Consider the following 14,891-nt stretch of genomic DNA (forward strand, 5'->3'; position numbering starts at 1 on the left):
CTGTCCCCTCCCCCTAAGAATGGGGAGGGAGACGCTCTCACTAGTACCGAGGTTGTCGTCTCCCTCCCCTGTTGAGCCGGAGGGATCAAGGCGGGGGGTCAGCCCGCAATGGTTGTTTGGGCTCAGATCGTTTCCGTCACCTTCTTGAGGTGCGGTGGGCGATCCGGGTCGAAGCCACGGCGGCGGCTGAGCGCTTCGACAAAGCCGTAGAAGCTGACGATCAGCGCCAGGGCGTCGGTGATGGGGTGCCCGGAGGCGGCGAATGGGAGGCGTTCGGCGCTCTGGGCGTTGACCGAGGTGATGAAGGCGCGAGCGCCCTGCCCGGCCAGCCGCTCGGCGACTTCGGCCACCGAGGCTTCGGCAGCGTCACGGGCCGCCAGCACCAGCACCGGGAAGTGATGCTCGACGATGCGGGCGGGTCCGTGAATGACTTCGGCGGCGCTGTAGGACTCGGCGTGGATGCCGCAGGTTTCCTTGAACTTCAGGGCCGCTTCATTGGAGATGGCGAAGGCCGGGCCGCGACCCAGCACATAGAGCGACTGGTGGCCATCAAGCGCGCCAAGCAGCGGCGACCAATCGCAGGCGATGGCCTCGGTGAACAGCTGCGGCAGGGCGTCGAGCGCCGCGAGCAGAGCCTTGTCCTGTTGCCAGTGGGCGACGATGCCGAGGCCTGCGACCACGGAAGAGACGAAGGTCTTGGTCGCGGCCACACTCTTTTCCTCGCCGGCGAGGAGATCGATGGTGACATCGGAGGTGGCGGCCAGCGGGGAAGCGGGCGTGTTGGTGATGGCGAAGGTGGTGGCGCCGTCGCGCCGCGCGGCTTCCGCCATGGCGACGATATCGGGGCTCTTGCCGGATTGCGAGATCGAGATGGCGGCGCAGTGCTTGAGCCGCAGGTGTTGGCCGTAGATCGAGGCGACCGACGGGCCGATCGAGGCGACGGGCACACCGGCGCTGAGCTCGATGGCGTATTTGAGGAAGGTCGCGGCATGGTCCGAAGAGCCACGGGCAATGGTGACCACGGTGTTCGGGTCGCGCCGGCGCAGCAGGTCGCCGGCTTCGGCGAGCCTGTCGCGGCTGCCGTCGAGCAGGCGGGCAACGGCCGAGGGGATCTCCTCGATTTCCTGGCGCATATGGGTGGCGTTGATCACTTGCGGGAACCCTCTCCGACTCTCAGCTCAGCTACAAAATCATAGGTGTCGCCGCGATAGACCGAGCGGGTCAGTTCGACAACCTTGCCCGAAGGCAGGTAGGCGATGCGCTCGATATGGAGCGCGGCGGCGCCCACGGGGATTTCGAGGAGACGTGCATCGTTTTCCTCGAGATTGGCGGCTCGGATGCGCTGGATGGCGCGGACCGGGCGATTGCCGGTCTTGTCGAGATGCAAATAGAGCGACGAGCCTACGGAAGCCGGGTCCGGCAAGGTGTCGGCTGACAGGGCGGCGCGCTCGATGGCCAGCGGCATGTCGCCGGAAAGGCGGAGGCGCGCCACGCGGGCGACGCGATCACCGGGCGAGAGCCCAAGAATCACCGTCTCGTCGGGCGATGGATCGTAGATGCCGCGATCGAGCCAGATGGCGCGAACCGCCATGCCACGGCGCGCCATATCCTCGGTGAAGGAGGTGAGCTGGCTCAGCGACTGCTCGACCCGGCTCTGCTGTGGCGCGACGAAGGTGCCCGAGCCATGACGCTGGATCAGCAGGCCGTCGCGCACCAGGTGCTGCACGGCCTTGCGCACGGTGACGCGGGAGACCTCGACCCTCGCGGCAAGATCACGCTCGGAGGGCAGCGCATCGCCGGGCTTGATGGCGCCGCGGGCCACCGCTTCTTCGATCCAGCGCTTCAGCTGCAGATACAGCGGACCACCCTGCGGCAGGATAATGGCTTCGGCGCTGAAAAGCTCGCTGGTCAAATTGCCTGTCCCGGACCAAACCGCCGGGCAATCGCCCGGCGCGGGTGTTATCCCACATTCGCCCCATAATACCAATAAAAGACCATTGACCAAGCAGTTTCTGGGTCGATGCGCCCCGTTTGCTGTGAGATCGCTCCCAGCCCGGCGGCTCGGCGCGGATTCGCACGGGGCGCGCTCGACAAGTGGTATGTTTTTGGCATTAATGCCGACCTTGGAGAACCTCGATGGGAGCGTGGTCGGAATGCCGGAACTATCACCGCTACTGGCAGGCGCCTCGATCGTCGATATCACGCCACCGCCGGGGCTGATGATGTCGGGCTATGCCGCCCGCACGCAACCGGCGACCGGCAGCCACGATGCGCTGACGGCGCGGGCCATTGCGGTAGGCGACACGGCCATCGTTGTCGCCGATGTGATCGGCCTGCATGAGGAGAGCTGCGCGCGGATCCGCTCGCGCTGTGCGCTGCCGGACGACCGGGTGGTGGTCATCGCTACCCACACGCATGGCGGGCCCGTCAGCATGGCTGGCCGTGGCGGCACAGCGTTCGACGCCGGCTTTCTGGCGCAGCTGGAAGACGGGTGCGTCGCAGCGATCGATCGGGCCGTGGCGGCGCAGCGGCCAGCAACCCTTTCGGCCGGCATGGGCGACAACCCCGGGATCGCCTTCAACCGGCGGCATGACGGTGGGGTCATCGACCCCACGGTGCCGGTGCTGCGGATCGACGCCGCCGACGGCAAGCCGATCGCCATCCTCGCCGCGCACGCCTGCCACCCGGTGGTGCTGGCGGCCTACAACCGGCAGTACACGGCCGACTTCCCGCACTATGTGCGTGAGGCGCTGGAGGCCGCCGATCCCGGGATCATCGCGGTGTTCCTGACCGGATGCGCCGGCGACATCAGCACGGGGCACTCGCCGCATTCATCGATCAGCACGGTACCGACGGCGGATCGCACCTATACCGAGGCGGAACGGCTCGGCCGGCGGATCGCCGCCAGTGCTTCGGCCGCTGAGCTCACGCAGCTCGCCGGCGGCGTTGCCGCAGCTGCCGCGGCAGTGCCACTCGATCTGGCGCGCAACGAAACAACGCCCCTGCCCGTCCTGGCGGCCGAATGGCGGGCCAAGGCGGCGGAATCGGACCCGGCCTGGGCGACGCTCTACGAGTGCTGGGCGGACTGGGCCAAGACTATCGCGCTGCAGCCGGTGGCGCCTTGGACCGGCAAGGTGACGGTGCTCGACTGGGCCGGCGTGCGGCTCAGCTTCATGCCCGGCGAGATGTTCGCGCAGTCGGCGCTGAACGTGCGCGGCGATGCGGCGCGGGTGCATTTCGTCAACAGCTTTGCCGATGGTGTGCCCGGATATATTCCGCCAGAGGCGGAGTATCCGTTCGGCGGCTATGAGGTGCTGGAGGCGCACCGGTATTATGGCCTGCCGGCAGCCTTCGCGGCAGGTTCCGCGGAGCGGCTCGAGGCCGCGGCGATCGGGCTGAACGCCGGGTTCGACAGGGCCAGAGGTTCGTCGAGTACGTGAGCGGGCGGTTGCGGGCGCGATCGGCGCCCCCCAACCAAACGTTGCCCGGTTTCGCCGGGAGATCAGGAATTGGAGCAGTTTGATGAGCGTTCGTGTCCTTGTCGCGGGTCTGGGCAATATGGGGCGGAGCCATGCGCTCGCCTACCATCACCACCCGGGCTTCGAGATCGTCGGGCTGGTGAACCGCCGGGCGCCCAAGCTCGAGCCGGAACTTTCCGGCTACCAGGTGCTGGCCGACTACCAAGCGGCGCTGCGGGAGCTGCAGCCGGACCTGGTGTCGATCAACACCTATACCGACACGCATGCCGATTACGCGGTGATGGCGCTGGAACAGGGCGCGCATGTGTTCGTCGAAAAGCCGCTGGCGATGACGGTGGCCGATGCCGAGCGGGTTGTCGCGGCAGCCAAGGCCAATGGGCGGAAGCTGGTGGTGGGCTATATCTTGAGGCATCACCCGAGCTGGATCCGCTTCATCGACGAAGCGCGGAAGCTCGGCGGTCCCTATGCGTTCCGACTGAACCTCAACCAGCAGTCGAGCGGCGCCAACTGGCAGACGCACAAGACGCTGATGCAGACCACGTCGCCGATCGTCGATTGCGGCGTCCATTATGTCGATGTGATGTGCCAGATCACCGATGCGAAGCCCGTGGAGGTGCGGGGCATGGGGGTACGGCTCTCGGACGAGATTGCGCCGGACATGTACAATTATGGCGCGCTGCAGGTGCTGTTCGAGGACGGCTCGCGCGGCTGGTACGAAGCGGCGTGGGGACCGATGGTTTCGGAGAACGCGTTCTTCATCAAGGACGTGATGACGCCGAACGGCGCGGTGTCGATCGTGATGGATCCGGGCGCCAGATCGGACGATCTCGACACCCACACCCGGACCGACCAGATCAGGGTGCACCGCGCGGCGCTTGCTGAGGACGGGAGCTTCGCCAGCGCCGACGAACACATCTCCATGCAGGGCGAGCCGCACCACGATGCGCTCTGCGCACGCGAGCAGGACTATGTGTATCGCGCCATCGTCGAGGATCTCGACCTGAGCCGGCACATGAACGACGCGGTGCAATCTCTCAGGATCTGCATCGCGGCGGACGAGAGCATCCGGAGCGGGCTGGCGGTCAAGCTTTAGCGCATGGGAAGCAGGGCCGACACGAGGCCGGCCCCTGCCCTCGTTACATCACCGGAAGGATGGCGATGTCGCGAATATCGCCTTCGATCGCCAGGTCAACCGTCTTGGTGGCGGCGCCGGTCTCGAGGTTGACGGTGTGCAGCGCGCCGCCCGCCGCCAGATAGGCGGTGTTGGTGAGGTCGGCGGTCGATGCGATGTCGAAGGCATAGGTGGTGCCGGTGACGCCGAGGGCGCCGCGGGTGGCGAGGATGCCGTCGTTCGGCGTGGTCTGCTGCAAGAGCCCCAGCTTGCTGTCGATGTCATACATCGCGGTCTTTTCAGGTTTGCCCACCGAGTTGGTGTAGGCGACGGCGACGACGCTGGACGTGGCCGCGGCGTTGGCGTCGGCTGCATCGAAGTTGAGCTGGCCATCGACAGTGGTCATGCCGTCATCGACATTGGCGCGGAGATTGGTGCCATCGGAGCCGACAATGCGGAGGCGGTCGGCGGCGGGGTTGAAATCGACGCTGGCGGCAACGCCGGCCGGTAGCTTTTCGGACAGGGAGCTCTTGACCGTCGCAGCGCCTGTCGCAAGATCGATGGTGACGACTGAGCCGTCGGCAGCAACGCCGTAAAGCGCATTGTCGGCGGGGCGGACGTCGATGCCGAGCAGGCTATCGACGCCGGTAACATCCACCGAAGCGCCGGCGGCGCCGGTTTCGGTGTCGAAGCTGACGAGGGTCTTGTCGCCGACGAGGGCGACGGCTGGGGCCGCAAGAGCCGCGCTGGGCAGCACGGCGAAACCGATGGCGGCAAGGGCGATGAGGGAGGTGCGGCTAGTCATGGATGTCTCCTTGGCTTTTCGTCTCTTGAGGAGCAGCGGCGGGTAGGTATCCCGGCGCTCTCTGAAGGGACTACCCGCGGCGAATGGCCCGTGGATGCAGAACATGGAAAAACTTTCGTGCGTTGCATCCGGTCGGGCAGATCGCGTGTAATCGTCGGATGGAGCACACAGTCAGCGACATCCGCCAGACAATCAGCCCGGAAACGCTGCTGGCGCGTATCGCCAAGGCAGAGCGTGCGGCGCTGGCAGCGCTGTTCGAGAGCGAGGCGGGGCGGCTGCTGGCGATTGCGCGCCGGATCGTCAGGCGGAACGACCTGGCCGAGGAAGTGGTGCAGGAAACATTCGTGGCAGTATGGCAGCGAGCCGGGCAGTTCGACCCGGCCCGCGGCAGCGCGCGGGGCTGGCTGACGACGATGGTGCGCAACCGGGCGTTGAACCTGCTGCGCGATGGCGGGCGACTGGAATTCCACGACGCCACTACCCTGGAGGCGTTGAGCGGGCGCGAACAGGATGCCGTTTCGGCGTTCCAGACGCTGTCGGACAGTGAGGGACTGAAGCAATGCCTCGGGCAGCTGGATGAACCGAAGCGGCGGGCGGTGCTGCTGACCTATGTGGTGGGGATGAGCAACGGCGAGGTGGCCGAACGGCTGGCTGTACCGTTGGGGACCGCCAAATCGTGGATACGGCGCGGCATCGCAGCGCTGCAGGAGTGCCTGAGATGAGCGCGGGGTTCGACGATCAGATCGGCGACTATGTGCTGAGGATGCTGGACGGGGCGGAATTGGCGGCGTTCGAGGCGGAGGTGGCCCGTGACCCGGCACTGGCGGGGCGGGTAGCGACACTGCGCGGCCGGATGCAGGCACTGGACGATACAGTGGTCCCTGCCCCGGTACCGAGCGGATTGTGGCGGCGGATCGAAGCCCAGTTGACACCCACGGCTCACGCTTCGGCGGCGAACCGGACACCATTGCGCCAGCAAAGTTGGCTGCTGGCGGCAAGCGTGGTGCTCGCGGCGGGCATCGGCTTTGTCGCAGGGCAGCAGTTCAGCAAACCGGCGCAACCGGTGGTGATCGCGGTGCTGGTGTCGGAGAACGCGATGCCGGGGGCGATCATCGAGGCGTTCGCCAACAACAGCGTTCACATCGTGCCGCTGGAGGCGTTCGAGGTGCCGGCGGGCAAGGTGCTCGAGGTGTGGACCAAGCCGAGCGAGGAGATCGGGCCGGTGTCGCTGGGGCGGTTCGCGCGGCCGGCGGAAATCGTGCTGGATGGCGCGACGCTGCCGTTGCCACGGGCCGGGCAACTTTACGAGATCACGCTGGAGGACGCTCCGGGCTCGCCCACCGGCAAGCCGACAGGGCCAATCCTGGTCAAGGGCCTGGCACGTTCGCCTATCTGAGCACTGTGCCGCAGGCGATCGCGTGCTAACATGTCAGCCGAGTTTCTCTCCAAGCGGCTGATTTCATGCGCATTGTCGATACCCACCTGCACCTGATCTATCCCGACAGGTTCTTCTATCCATGGCTGGGCGGGGCGCCGGCGATCAACAAGCCATGGCATGTCGAGAGCTACTGGGCGGAGGCGGCCCCACTCGGCATCGAGGCGGCGTTGCATATGGAGGTGGATGTCGCCGGACCCCAGATCGCCGCAGAAACCGAGTTCGCTCTGGGGCTCGATCGGGTGATCGGGGCGATCGCCAATGGGCGACCGGAGCATGCGGATTTCGAACGGCACCTCGAGAAAATGCGGGCGCTGGGTCGGGTGAAGGGAATTCGGCGGTTGCTGCAGGGACAGCCGGCGGAGCTGAGCCAGACGCAAACCTTTATCGACAACATCCGGCTATTGCCTCGTTACGACATGAGCTTCGACATCTGCGTGAAATCGCACGAGCTGATGCTGGCGCCGCCGCTGATCGAGGCGTGCCCGCAAACGCAGTTCGTGCTTGATCACTGCGGCAACCCCAAGATCGCCGAACGGGAATGGGAGAGCTGGACGACGCGGATGGAGCGGATCGCCGAGCTGCCAAACGTGGTGTGCAAGGTTTCAGGGATTTTGGCCAACGTGGACGATTCCTGGACCGTGGACACGATCCGTCCCTACGTCGAGTTCGTCATCGAGACGTTCGGGTGGGACCGCGTGGTGTGGGGCAGCGACCATCCTGTGGTGACGCTGTTCGCCGATCTCACCAAGTGGGTGAACGCGAGCCGGGAGATTGTTGGCGGCGCGAGCCAGGCAGAGCAGGAGAAGCTGTTCTCCGGCAATGCGGGGTGCGTGTACGGTCTATAGGTATTTCCCGCCGGATAGCGTGATTTGACTGACTTCGTTGGCGCGTGCTTCAGTCCCCAGTGAGGGGATTATGACGCACGGAAGTCAAACGATCATCGACTACAGAAATCGGCACACGATATTCATCGCCGCACTGATCGCAATAGGGGTTTGTCTATTCGCAACGATCGTCGCGCTATCGTTCTTCGTGCCGCTTGCGGTCGAGAACGAGAGCGGTCTGATCGGAGGACTTTACTGGCTGCGTTGAGCGGCCCACATCTGATCCCGGCTGCCGACACCCGCAGCAGGCAGCCGCGCCCCCAACTACTTCCTATAAGCGCGCAGATCCAGCTCGTCCCAGAGCCAGCCGGGATCGTAGGCGACGCTGATGTCGCGGTTTCGCTCGTGAGCGTTTTCGAGGTACTTCAGCCAGTCGGCTACCTTGCGCCGCCCCGCCTCAGTCTTAATGGCAGCGCGAGGCGTCTCGCCGTCCAGCATCGGGACCGGCTCATTGAGGGTCCTGAGATGGTGCTGGCGTAGATGTTCCTGCATGGCTTCGACGTTCTTCGACGATTCGACCACCTCCGGCGCCGCCACTTCCTCGTCGAGATCCTCAACTCCGACGTCCATGACGGGCTCGCCGACGAGCCCATGCAGCGGCCCCGCCAGGAGCAGCAGCGCCTGTTCCGCTCGGGCACGGGAGTTGACCAAAACGTTGAGGCTGCGGCCCTCGAGATCGATGTCGGCGAAAACGCTGGCGCCCCCACTTTCGATGATCGCGTCGAACCGCAGGTCAGCCGGCGTACGCTGCCCCGTCTTGTCGGGGAGCAACCAGACCCAGAAGTTGCGGCCATCGGGATGCACGTCTTCGATGCCCGCCAGTGCATCGCGGACCCTTGCCTGGGTCACGCCGCGCTTGAGCTGGTAGCGCAAGGACGCGTATTCAAACAGCTCGTCGTCGACGTTGGCGACCAGGAGCGGCCGCTTCCCCAGTAGGCGCTCAAGCAGGTCCCGAAGCCAGGCGGCGCTCAGGATAATGGCGCTGCCCTTCAGCACGAAGGCCGTGAGCTCCGGGTCGCGCCTGGGAGCGTCGGGCAGTTTGGCTGCCTTGAAGTCGTTGCGAACGGCGGCAATGTCGCTAAGGGCACGCTCGAGCGCCGTTGGCGTGAATTGGAGGGCTGCACCGGTCATCATGATTTTGCCGTTGACGGTAACCAGCCGCGCCGCCATGCGGTCCCAGGCGAGCATGCTGCGGGTCGCAGTGCGTTCCGCGACCAGCACCGGCTCCCCACCCTGGACGAGGTCCCGCGCCATGAAGGAGACGCCGGGGACGATGTCGCTGATTTCGTAGAGGCTCATCAACGAGTCGCGCATAGCCTGCATGTAGGCGCGCGTGCTGGCGCCTTCCTTCCAGCCGCGCCGCTTGATGTAGTCATTGACGATGTTGGAGCCATCCTCGTAGGTCGTCGCAACGAGATCTTCGAAGGCGCAATGGTGGAGCTCCATGAACCGATCACCGAGCAGGTCGGAGAGCTGCTCCGGGTCCAGATCGAACTCATTGGCGGCTACCAGGTGTGCCAAGATCACGTCGTCGAAGGTGTCGCGCCAGGAAACGCTCGTGGCCCATTTGATCAGCCCTTCGATCTGGTAACCCATCGTTGCCTCCGCGCTGCGCCGCCGGCCTTCACCGGCGATGTTGAGTATCCGGAAGAACCTCTGCTCCGGCCAGCTTGTCATAGGAATCAAGCTGTCCTCTAGTGTCGGCAGGTTGGAGAGGACTGACAATGGCGGAGCAACCGCACTTCGTTATCGTGGGCGGCGGCACTGCGGGGTGGATCGCCGCTTTCATCATCCAGGATTCGATCAAGCGGCTGAAGCTCGATGCGAAGCTGAGCGTGGTGGAGTCGTCCAAAATCCCGACAGTGGGGGTGGGCGAGGCGACGACCGCGGCGTTCCACGTGTTCCTGACGCATTTTGGCATCGATATCTTCGAGTTCTTCCGGAAGACCGAGGCCACCTACAAGCTGGGGATCCGGCACGAGGACTGGCGGCGGAAGGGTTTTACCTACTACGGGCCGATCGATGATCCGCACGCGGTGGTGCGGCCACCGCCGGGCGCGCCGTCGGACTATCTCAACGTCTATGCGGTGTCGGTGAACGAGCCGGTGCAGGACATGCACCTGTTCGGGCCGCTGCTGAAGCAGAAGAAGGCGCCGTGGGCGCAGAAGGCCGACGGGTCGCTGATCCCGCTCGGACCGTTCCTGCCGGCCTATCACTTCGACCAATCGCTGGTGGGCAAGTTCCTCAAGGAGGAGTCAGAGGGCGTCGAGATCGTCGACAACGTGCTGACCGGGGTGGAGCGAAACGGCGAGACAGGCGACGTCACGGCACTGGTGTTCGAGGATGGACAGAAGCTCGAGGGCGATTTCTTCATCGACGCGACCGGGTTCCGCAAGCGCCTGATCGTCGGCGAGATGCAGGCGACGTGGATTTCGTACCAGCATGAGCTGCCGGTGAACCGAGCCCTGCCCTTCTGGCTGCCGGTGGAGCCGGGCGAGGAGATCGCCAACTACACCCGCGCCTGGGCACAGGAAGCGGGCTGGATGTGGCAGATCCCGACGCAGTACCGGTATGGCTGCGGCTATGTGTACTCGGACGAGTTCCGCACCCCCGACGAAGCGCATGCCGAGGTCGAGCGGGTGCTGGGGCGCAAGATCGAGGTGCGCGGCGATATCCAGTTCAAGATCGGGCGACTCGAGAAGGCGTGGATCAACAATGTCGTGGCGGTGGGGCTGAGCTCGAGTTTCCTCGAGCCACTGGAATCGACGTCGATCCACGGCACGATCGTGCAGATGATGATGTTCGCCGGGCAGTATCTGCGCGATCCCGCCAAGATGGGGCAGCCGTTGCGCGACGACTACAACCGTCGTGTCGGGCGGCAGGTGGACGATTTCCGCACCTTCGTGAACACCCACTACATGACCGAGCGGGACGATACGCCATTCTGGCGCGAGGTGCGGGAGCACCGGATTCACCCCGAGACCAAACAGCGGCTGGAACGGTGGAAGACCGAGATGCCGCGGCGCGAGCACTTTGCGGATTATCTGTTCGGGCTGCCGCATGTGGAAACGCAGCTGCATTATCCGGTGCTTGACGGGCTCGGGCTGCTCGATCCCGCAGTGGCCAAGGCGGAGATGGCGCGAGATCCGAAGCTCAGAAAATTCGCGCGCGAGACCCATGCCGGGCTGGTCAAGGAATACAAACAGGCCGCCAGCAAGGCGCTGGGGCACGCGGAATTCCTGGAGTTGGTTCGGGGGATGGGGTGAACGACCGGTCCGCCGTACCGGCCCCTCTTCATCTCTCCCTTTGCGGGAGAGACGCGGATCATGGAAGGCACCATGGCTCCGCACTCCCTCTCTGGCGAAAACTAAGGACTTAGCTGCGCTAAGCCCAAGTTTTCGCTTTCTCCCCCGCCAAGGGGGAGATGTTGAGAGGCCGGTGGTTAGATCTCGTAGTTCAGTTCGTAATGCACGGTCTTGTCGTGCTCCGCGGCATAGCTGCCCTGCCCCGCGATGCCCTTCAGTTCTCCAGTGCCCGAACCCTCGACGATCTGCCATTTGCTGGCGGCGACGCCGTTGGTCCAGTCGCCGACTTCGTAGATGATGAACTGGCCGGACTTGCCGTCGAGCGTGCCGTCCATGACCAGATAGCCGGCATAGTGGCAGGTCTCGGCGGTGGGGTATTGCATCAGGTAGCGGCCGGGACCGGTGGCTTCGATGGCGCCATGCATGACGATATCGATCTTTGCCTCGGTCGATTTCAGCGGGGCGGCTTCGTGGTAGGGGTTTTCGTCCCAGTTGTTGTGCAGAATCGTGCCCTTCGCGGTCTTCATGAGGTTCTCCTTGCTTGGACGGGGAAGCTAGCGGAGCCCCGCTGCGGGGAATTGTAGTTTCGCGACAGAGGAGTTGAGCCGATGATCCTGCGCCAATGGTCGGCCCGTATCCGGAGCGCGGACGAAGCGCGCTACGTCGCCTATATCGAGGAAACGGGCGCCGCCCATTACGCCGCGACCGACGGGAACCTCGGCTTCCAGATCCTGACCAGTGCCGAAGCCGACGGGCTCAGCACCATCACGACGCTGAGCTGGTGGACCGATCTCGAGGCAGTGAAGCGCTTCGCCGGCGAGAACTATCAGCGGGCGCAATACTACCCCGAGGACGACGCATTCCTGGTCGAGCGGACCGAGTTCGTACAGCACCATCTGGTGCGCACGTCTCAGATGAGCGGCGTGCACTGACTGATGCGACAGGGTGATCCCAAGCCGATCGATCCGGCGGAGAAGCCGGCGCGCGGGCTGCTGCACCAGCGAACCAGCTTCGAGCATTTCGAGCTGACCCGGTTCGAGCCGTCGGCTGACCTCGCCGACTGGGTCGAGCACCACTGGATGATCCTCTACGACCTTGGCGACCGTCCACCCTACACGCAGCGCAACCTCAGCCACCCGAACCAGCACGTGGTGATCGACTCGCGGGGCGAGACCGGCATTTTCGGGGCGGCTACCGGCGTGTTCGAGACGACGCTCAGCGGTTCAGGCCGGGTGTTCGCGACGAAGTTCTGGCCGGGGGCGTTCCGGCCGTTATTCGGGCGGCCGGTGAGTGCGCTGAGTGACACGTGGGTGCCGGTGGAAGCGGTATTCTCACGGACCTCGGAAGACCTGCAGCAGGAGTTTGCCGGGCTCAACGATCCCGTCGGCATGGCGGAGCGGATGGAGGAGATGGTTCGAGCGCGGCTGCCAGAGCCGGATGAGAAGGCCCAGTTGGCAAGGCGGATCGTGACCTTTGCCGAAGTGAACCTCGAACTGATCTCAGCCGGCGAGCTGGCCGGCGCGTTCGGGCTGGGATTGAGGGCGTTGCAGCGGCTGTTCGACGAGTATGTCGGGGTACCGCCCAAGTGGGTGATCGACCGGTACCGCATGCTCGAGGCGGTGGAAGCGCTGAACGCCGGCGGAACCGAGACGCTGACCCAACTGGCGCATCGGCTGGGGTACTTTGACCAGGCGGCGTTCAACCATGCGTTTGAAAAGCTGACCGGGGCGGCGCCGGGGGCGTTCCTCGCAAGACAGGAAGGATGATCATGACCTCGCCATTCGACAGCTGGCTGTTCTGGGCGCTGCTCTCGGCGGTGTTCGCTGCGTTGACGGCGATCTTCGCCAAGATCGGCATCGAAAACATCGACAGCGACTTCGCTACGCTGATCCGCACCGGGGTAATCATCGTGGTGCTGTCAGGGATCGTCCTGGCGCTGGGAAAGTTCCAGCCGCTCGATACCATCTCGGGCAAGACCTGGCTGTTCCTGGTGCTGTCGGGCCTCGCCACCGGGGCGTCGTGGCTGGCCTATTTCCGAGCACTGAAGCTTGGGCAGGCCGCGGAAGTGGCGCCGATCGATAAGCTGAGCGTCGTGCTGGTGGCGATTTTCGGAGTGTTGTTCCTCGGAGAAAAACTGACGGTGCAGAGCTGGGTCGGGGTCGGGCTGATCGCGCTCGGAGCAGTGACGCTGGCCTGGAAGATCTAGCGGCAAACTGAGGGCAGCCCCTCCCATCCTCCCCCACAAGGGCGGGGGAGGATCAGCCGACTGAGGATGCTCGAACCTAGTGCTGGCTGTGCATCCCGCCCGGCTCGGAGATTTCCTGCAGCGCGTGGGCGCTCTCGCGGCCCGAGTCGGCGAGGGCGACGTCGCCCAGCGAGATCATACCGACCAGACGCTTTTCGCGGCTGAGGACCGGCAGGCGGCGGATCTTGAACTCGGCCATGTGGTCGGAGACGTCGGAGAGTTCCTCGTCCTCGTAGCACCAGCGCGGGCTGGAACTCATCACCTGGCGGACGCGGGTTTCGGGGCCCATGCCCTCCGCCACCGCACGGATGCAGATGTCGCGATCGGTGATCATGCCGACAAGGCGATCGTTCTCGCCCACCGGCATCGCGCCGGCGTCGATCTCACGCATAGTGCGCGCGACGGAGCGGATGGTGTCATCGGGCGAGCAGAGCTCGACATCGGTGCTCATGCATTCGCTGACTTTCATGGCCGTTCTCCCTGTTGCAGGGCGGCAAGGGGGTCGCCGCCCCTGAAGCAGGAAGAATGCGCCAGCGGTCCGAGAGTTCAGCCGCAGGGGTGAAACAGATTTCTCGTCAGGCGGTGTCGTAAGCACCGAGCAGCAGCGGCAGGATGCTGATCTGCTGGGTCACCGGGTTGCCATCCTCGATATCCCAGGCGGCGCTGAGCGCGGCATGGGCCGAGGCCCAGGCTAGGAGGTGACGGCGGGGGATGCCGGTGCGGGCGGCAATGGCGTGGGAATGACGGGCGACGCGCGAAGCGCTGATGACGAAATCGTCGCCCTCTTCGGGGTTGAGGAAGCTGTTGGCGTAGTCGTAGGCGGGATCGCCGATGAGGCCCTTGGGGTCGATAGCGACCCAGCCGCGGGCGCCTGAGACGATGTTGTCGTGGTGGATGTCGCCATGCAACGGAATGATCTCCATCGGCTTGTCGAACAGGTTGTAGGCGATGCCAGTGGCGCGGCCGACGAGGTCGCGCGCCTGGCGCGGCCAGGCGGCGGCACCGACCCGAAACAGCGCTTCGAAGCGCTCGCGCAGGGGTTCGAGCCCGGCAGGAGGGGCAGCATCGCGGGGCGCGTGCAGCTTTGCGACGGTGTCGCAGAGGATTTCGGTGGCTTCGGCGTCGCGGCCGACGCGGGCGACATCGCCCAAGGTTTCGCCATCAGCCAGTTCCATCAGCACCGCGTCACGAGCGAGGCCGTAGATGGCGGCGGCGCCGTTGCCAGCGTACCAGACGAGGAGGCTGCCGCCGTTGCGCTCGTCCTCGCCGCTGCCTGGTTTCAGCAGTTTCAACACGGCGGGCGGTTGGCCGGTGCGCTCGACGCGATAAACCAGGCTGGTGGCGGTCTCGGCGATCAGGGTCGGGCGGGTCAGCGACCAGCGCGCCAGGGCGCGGCTGAGCATGGTGGCGTCGGGGGTGGGATTAAGGAGGGTAGCCATGCCCTCCCATTAGCCCAGAGCGGCAAAAAAGAAACCCCGCGGGATGCCGCGGGGTCAGGTCAGGGAGGAGAATGTGCCTTACCGAGGCAGACGGCCCCCTCCCGGCCTCCCCCATGAAGGGGGAGGTGAAGAGTCGAGGCTCTGTCTTCGAATCGTGCCAGGTGAACCGGCGGGGCACCTCCCCC

At 65.2% G+C, this 14,891-nt stretch carries 16 protein-coding genes; 9 read left to right on the plus strand and 7 right to left on the minus strand.

The window, feature by feature from the left end:
* Nucleotides 1-122 precede the first annotated feature (122 nt).
* Together VW23_RS13905 and VW23_RS13910 are read right to left on the minus strand one after the other, a co-directional pair.
* Nucleotides 123-1,133, minus strand: a complete 1,011-nt coding sequence (locus VW23_RS13905) for an SIS domain-containing protein (protein WP_069910175.1) — start codon at nt 1,131-1,133, stop codon at nt 123-125.
* A 14-nt stretch (nt 1,134-1,147) separates the two neighbouring features.
* Nucleotides 1,148-1,912 carry a GntR family transcriptional regulator gene (locus VW23_RS13910; protein ID WP_069910161.1) on the minus strand — a complete coding sequence of 255 codons (765 nt, stop codon included), beginning with the start codon at nt 1,910-1,912 and terminating at the stop codon, nt 1,148-1,150.
* A 241-nt stretch (nt 1,913-2,153) separates the two neighbouring features.
* On the opposite strand from VW23_RS13910, the gene VW23_RS13915 reads away from it, so the two are divergent.
* Both VW23_RS13915 and VW23_RS13920 read left to right on the plus strand, forming a co-directional pair.
* Nucleotides 2,154-3,440 (plus strand): neutral/alkaline non-lysosomal ceramidase N-terminal domain-containing protein, encoded by a 1,287-nt coding sequence (locus VW23_RS13915; RefSeq protein ID WP_069910162.1) that lies wholly within the window; start codon nt 2,154-2,156, stop codon nt 3,438-3,440.
* Between the two features lie 82 nt (nt 3,441-3,522).
* On the plus strand, nt 3,523-4,572 hold the full coding sequence (locus tag VW23_RS13920) for a Gfo/Idh/MocA family protein (RefSeq protein WP_069910163.1): 1,050 nt from the start codon (nt 3,523-3,525) through the stop codon (nt 4,570-4,572).
* 43 nt (nt 4,573-4,615) lie between these two features.
* Here VW23_RS13920 and VW23_RS13925 read toward each other — a convergent pair whose 3' ends face one another.
* Entirely contained in the window at nt 4,616-5,395 is a 780-nt protein-coding gene (locus VW23_RS13925; RefSeq protein ID WP_069910164.1) for a DUF4394 domain-containing protein, read from the minus strand.
* A gap of 158 nt (nt 5,396-5,553) precedes the next feature.
* On the opposite strand from VW23_RS13925, the gene VW23_RS13930 reads away from it, so the two are divergent.
* The 3 genes from VW23_RS13930 (at nt 5,554) to VW23_RS13940 (ending at nt 7,678) form a co-directional block, all read left to right on the plus strand.
* The gene (locus VW23_RS13930; RefSeq protein WP_069910165.1) at nt 5,554-6,117 is read left to right on the plus strand and encodes a sigma-70 family RNA polymerase sigma factor; all 564 of its coding nucleotides are present in this window, start codon (nt 5,554-5,556) and stop codon (nt 6,115-6,117) included.
* Complete coding sequence (locus VW23_RS13935; protein ID WP_069910166.1) at nt 6,114-6,791, plus strand: anti-sigma factor; 678 nt, start codon at nt 6,114-6,116, stop codon at nt 6,789-6,791. The genes VW23_RS13930 and VW23_RS13935 overlap by 4 nt, the downstream gene beginning before the upstream one ends.
* 65 nt (nt 6,792-6,856) lie before the next feature.
* Nucleotides 6,857-7,678, plus strand: coding sequence for an amidohydrolase family protein (locus tag VW23_RS13940; RefSeq protein ID WP_069910167.1), 822 nt, complete (start codon nt 6,857-6,859; stop codon nt 7,676-7,678).
* Nucleotides 7,679-7,981: 303 nt separating this feature from the next.
* On the opposite strand, the gene VW23_RS13945 is transcribed toward VW23_RS13940, so the two are convergent.
* Nucleotides 7,982-9,313 (minus strand): DUF7986 domain-containing protein, encoded by a 1,332-nt coding sequence (locus tag VW23_RS13945; RefSeq protein ID WP_069910168.1) that lies wholly within the window; start codon nt 9,311-9,313, stop codon nt 7,982-7,984.
* A gap of 128 nt (nt 9,314-9,441) precedes the next feature.
* Between VW23_RS13945 and VW23_RS13950 the strand changes: the two genes are divergently transcribed.
* Nucleotides 9,442-10,983 (plus strand): tryptophan halogenase family protein, encoded by a 1,542-nt coding sequence (locus VW23_RS13950; RefSeq protein ID WP_069910169.1) that lies wholly within the window; start codon nt 9,442-9,444, stop codon nt 10,981-10,983.
* Between the two features lie 176 nt (nt 10,984-11,159).
* On the opposite strand, the gene VW23_RS13955 is transcribed toward VW23_RS13950, so the two are convergent.
* Nucleotides 11,160-11,549, minus strand: a complete 390-nt coding sequence (locus VW23_RS13955) for a DUF3224 domain-containing protein (RefSeq protein WP_069910170.1) — start codon at nt 11,547-11,549, stop codon at nt 11,160-11,162.
* Between the two features lie 81 nt (nt 11,550-11,630).
* On the opposite strand from VW23_RS13955, the gene VW23_RS13960 reads away from it, so the two are divergent.
* From VW23_RS13960 to VW23_RS13970, 3 genes are read left to right on the plus strand one after another with little or no spacing between them, the layout of a single operon-like run.
* A complete protein-coding gene (locus tag VW23_RS13960) occupies nt 11,631-11,954 on the plus strand; it encodes a hypothetical protein (RefSeq protein WP_069910171.1) in 324 nt (107 codons plus the stop codon).
* Between the two features lie 3 nt (nt 11,955-11,957).
* The gene (locus VW23_RS13965; protein WP_069910172.1) at nt 11,958-12,788 is read left to right on the plus strand and encodes an AraC family transcriptional regulator; all 831 of its coding nucleotides are present in this window, start codon (nt 11,958-11,960) and stop codon (nt 12,786-12,788) included.
* A gap of 2 nt (nt 12,789-12,790) precedes the next feature.
* Complete coding sequence (locus VW23_RS13970) at nt 12,791-13,228, plus strand: EamA family transporter (RefSeq protein ID WP_069910173.1); 438 nt, start codon at nt 12,791-12,793, stop codon at nt 13,226-13,228.
* Nucleotides 13,229-13,304: 76 nt separating this feature from the next.
* On the opposite strand, the gene VW23_RS13975 is transcribed toward VW23_RS13970, so the two are convergent.
* Both VW23_RS13975 and VW23_RS13980 read right to left on the minus strand, forming a co-directional pair.
* On the minus strand, nt 13,305-13,736 hold the full coding sequence (locus VW23_RS13975; protein ID WP_069910174.1) for a CBS domain-containing protein: 432 nt from the start codon (nt 13,734-13,736) through the stop codon (nt 13,305-13,307).
* A gap of 106 nt (nt 13,737-13,842) precedes the next feature.
* A complete protein-coding gene (locus VW23_RS13980) occupies nt 13,843-14,706 on the minus strand; it encodes an aminoglycoside phosphotransferase family protein (RefSeq protein ID WP_084646110.1) in 864 nt (287 codons plus the stop codon).
* Between the last annotated feature and the right edge of the window lie 185 nt (nt 14,707-14,891).

This window comes from Devosia insulae DS-56 (genome assembly GCF_000970465.2).
GTDB lineage: Bacteria > Pseudomonadota > Alphaproteobacteria > Rhizobiales > Devosiaceae > Devosia_A > Devosia_A insulae.

Bases quoted from the DNA above. Each gene is read 5' to 3' on its own strand.
- VW23_RS13905 (WP_069910175.1), bottom strand. From the start codon at position 1,133: ATGCGCCAGGAAATCGAGGAGATCCCCTCGGCCGTTGCCCGCCTGCTC.
- VW23_RS13915 (WP_069910162.1), top strand. From the start codon at position 2,154: ATGCCGGAACTATCACCGCTACTGGCAGGCGCCTCGATCGTCGATATC.
- VW23_RS13920 (WP_069910163.1), top strand. From the start codon at position 3,523: ATGAGCGTTCGTGTCCTTGTCGCGGGTCTGGGCAATATGGGGCGGAGC.
- VW23_RS13925 (WP_069910164.1), bottom strand. From the start codon at position 5,395: ATGACTAGCCGCACCTCCCTCATCGCCCTTGCCGCCATCGGTTTCGCC.
- VW23_RS13930 (WP_069910165.1), top strand. From the start codon at position 5,554: ATGGAGCACACAGTCAGCGACATCCGCCAGACAATCAGCCCGGAAACG.
- VW23_RS13935 (WP_069910166.1), top strand. From the start codon at position 6,114: ATGAGCGCGGGGTTCGACGATCAGATCGGCGACTATGTGCTGAGGATG.
- VW23_RS13940 (WP_069910167.1), top strand. From the start codon at position 6,857: ATGCGCATTGTCGATACCCACCTGCACCTGATCTATCCCGACAGGTTC.
- VW23_RS13945 (WP_069910168.1), bottom strand. From the start codon at position 9,313: ATGGGTTACCAGATCGAAGGGCTGATCAAATGGGCCACGAGCGTTTCC.
- VW23_RS13950 (WP_069910169.1), top strand. From the start codon at position 9,442: ATGGCGGAGCAACCGCACTTCGTTATCGTGGGCGGCGGCACTGCGGGG.
- VW23_RS13955 (WP_069910170.1), bottom strand. From the start codon at position 11,549: ATGAAGACCGCGAAGGGCACGATTCTGCACAACAACTGGGACGAAAAC.
- VW23_RS13960 (WP_069910171.1), top strand. From the start codon at position 11,631: ATGATCCTGCGCCAATGGTCGGCCCGTATCCGGAGCGCGGACGAAGCG.
- VW23_RS13965 (WP_069910172.1), top strand. From the start codon at position 11,958: ATGCGACAGGGTGATCCCAAGCCGATCGATCCGGCGGAGAAGCCGGCG.
- VW23_RS13970 (WP_069910173.1), top strand. From the start codon at position 12,791: ATGACCTCGCCATTCGACAGCTGGCTGTTCTGGGCGCTGCTCTCGGCG.
- VW23_RS13975 (WP_069910174.1), bottom strand. From the start codon at position 13,736: ATGAAAGTCAGCGAATGCATGAGCACCGATGTCGAGCTCTGCTCGCCC.
- VW23_RS13980 (WP_084646110.1), bottom strand. From the start codon at position 14,706: ATGGCTACCCTCCTTAATCCCACCCCCGACGCCACCATGCTCAGCCGC.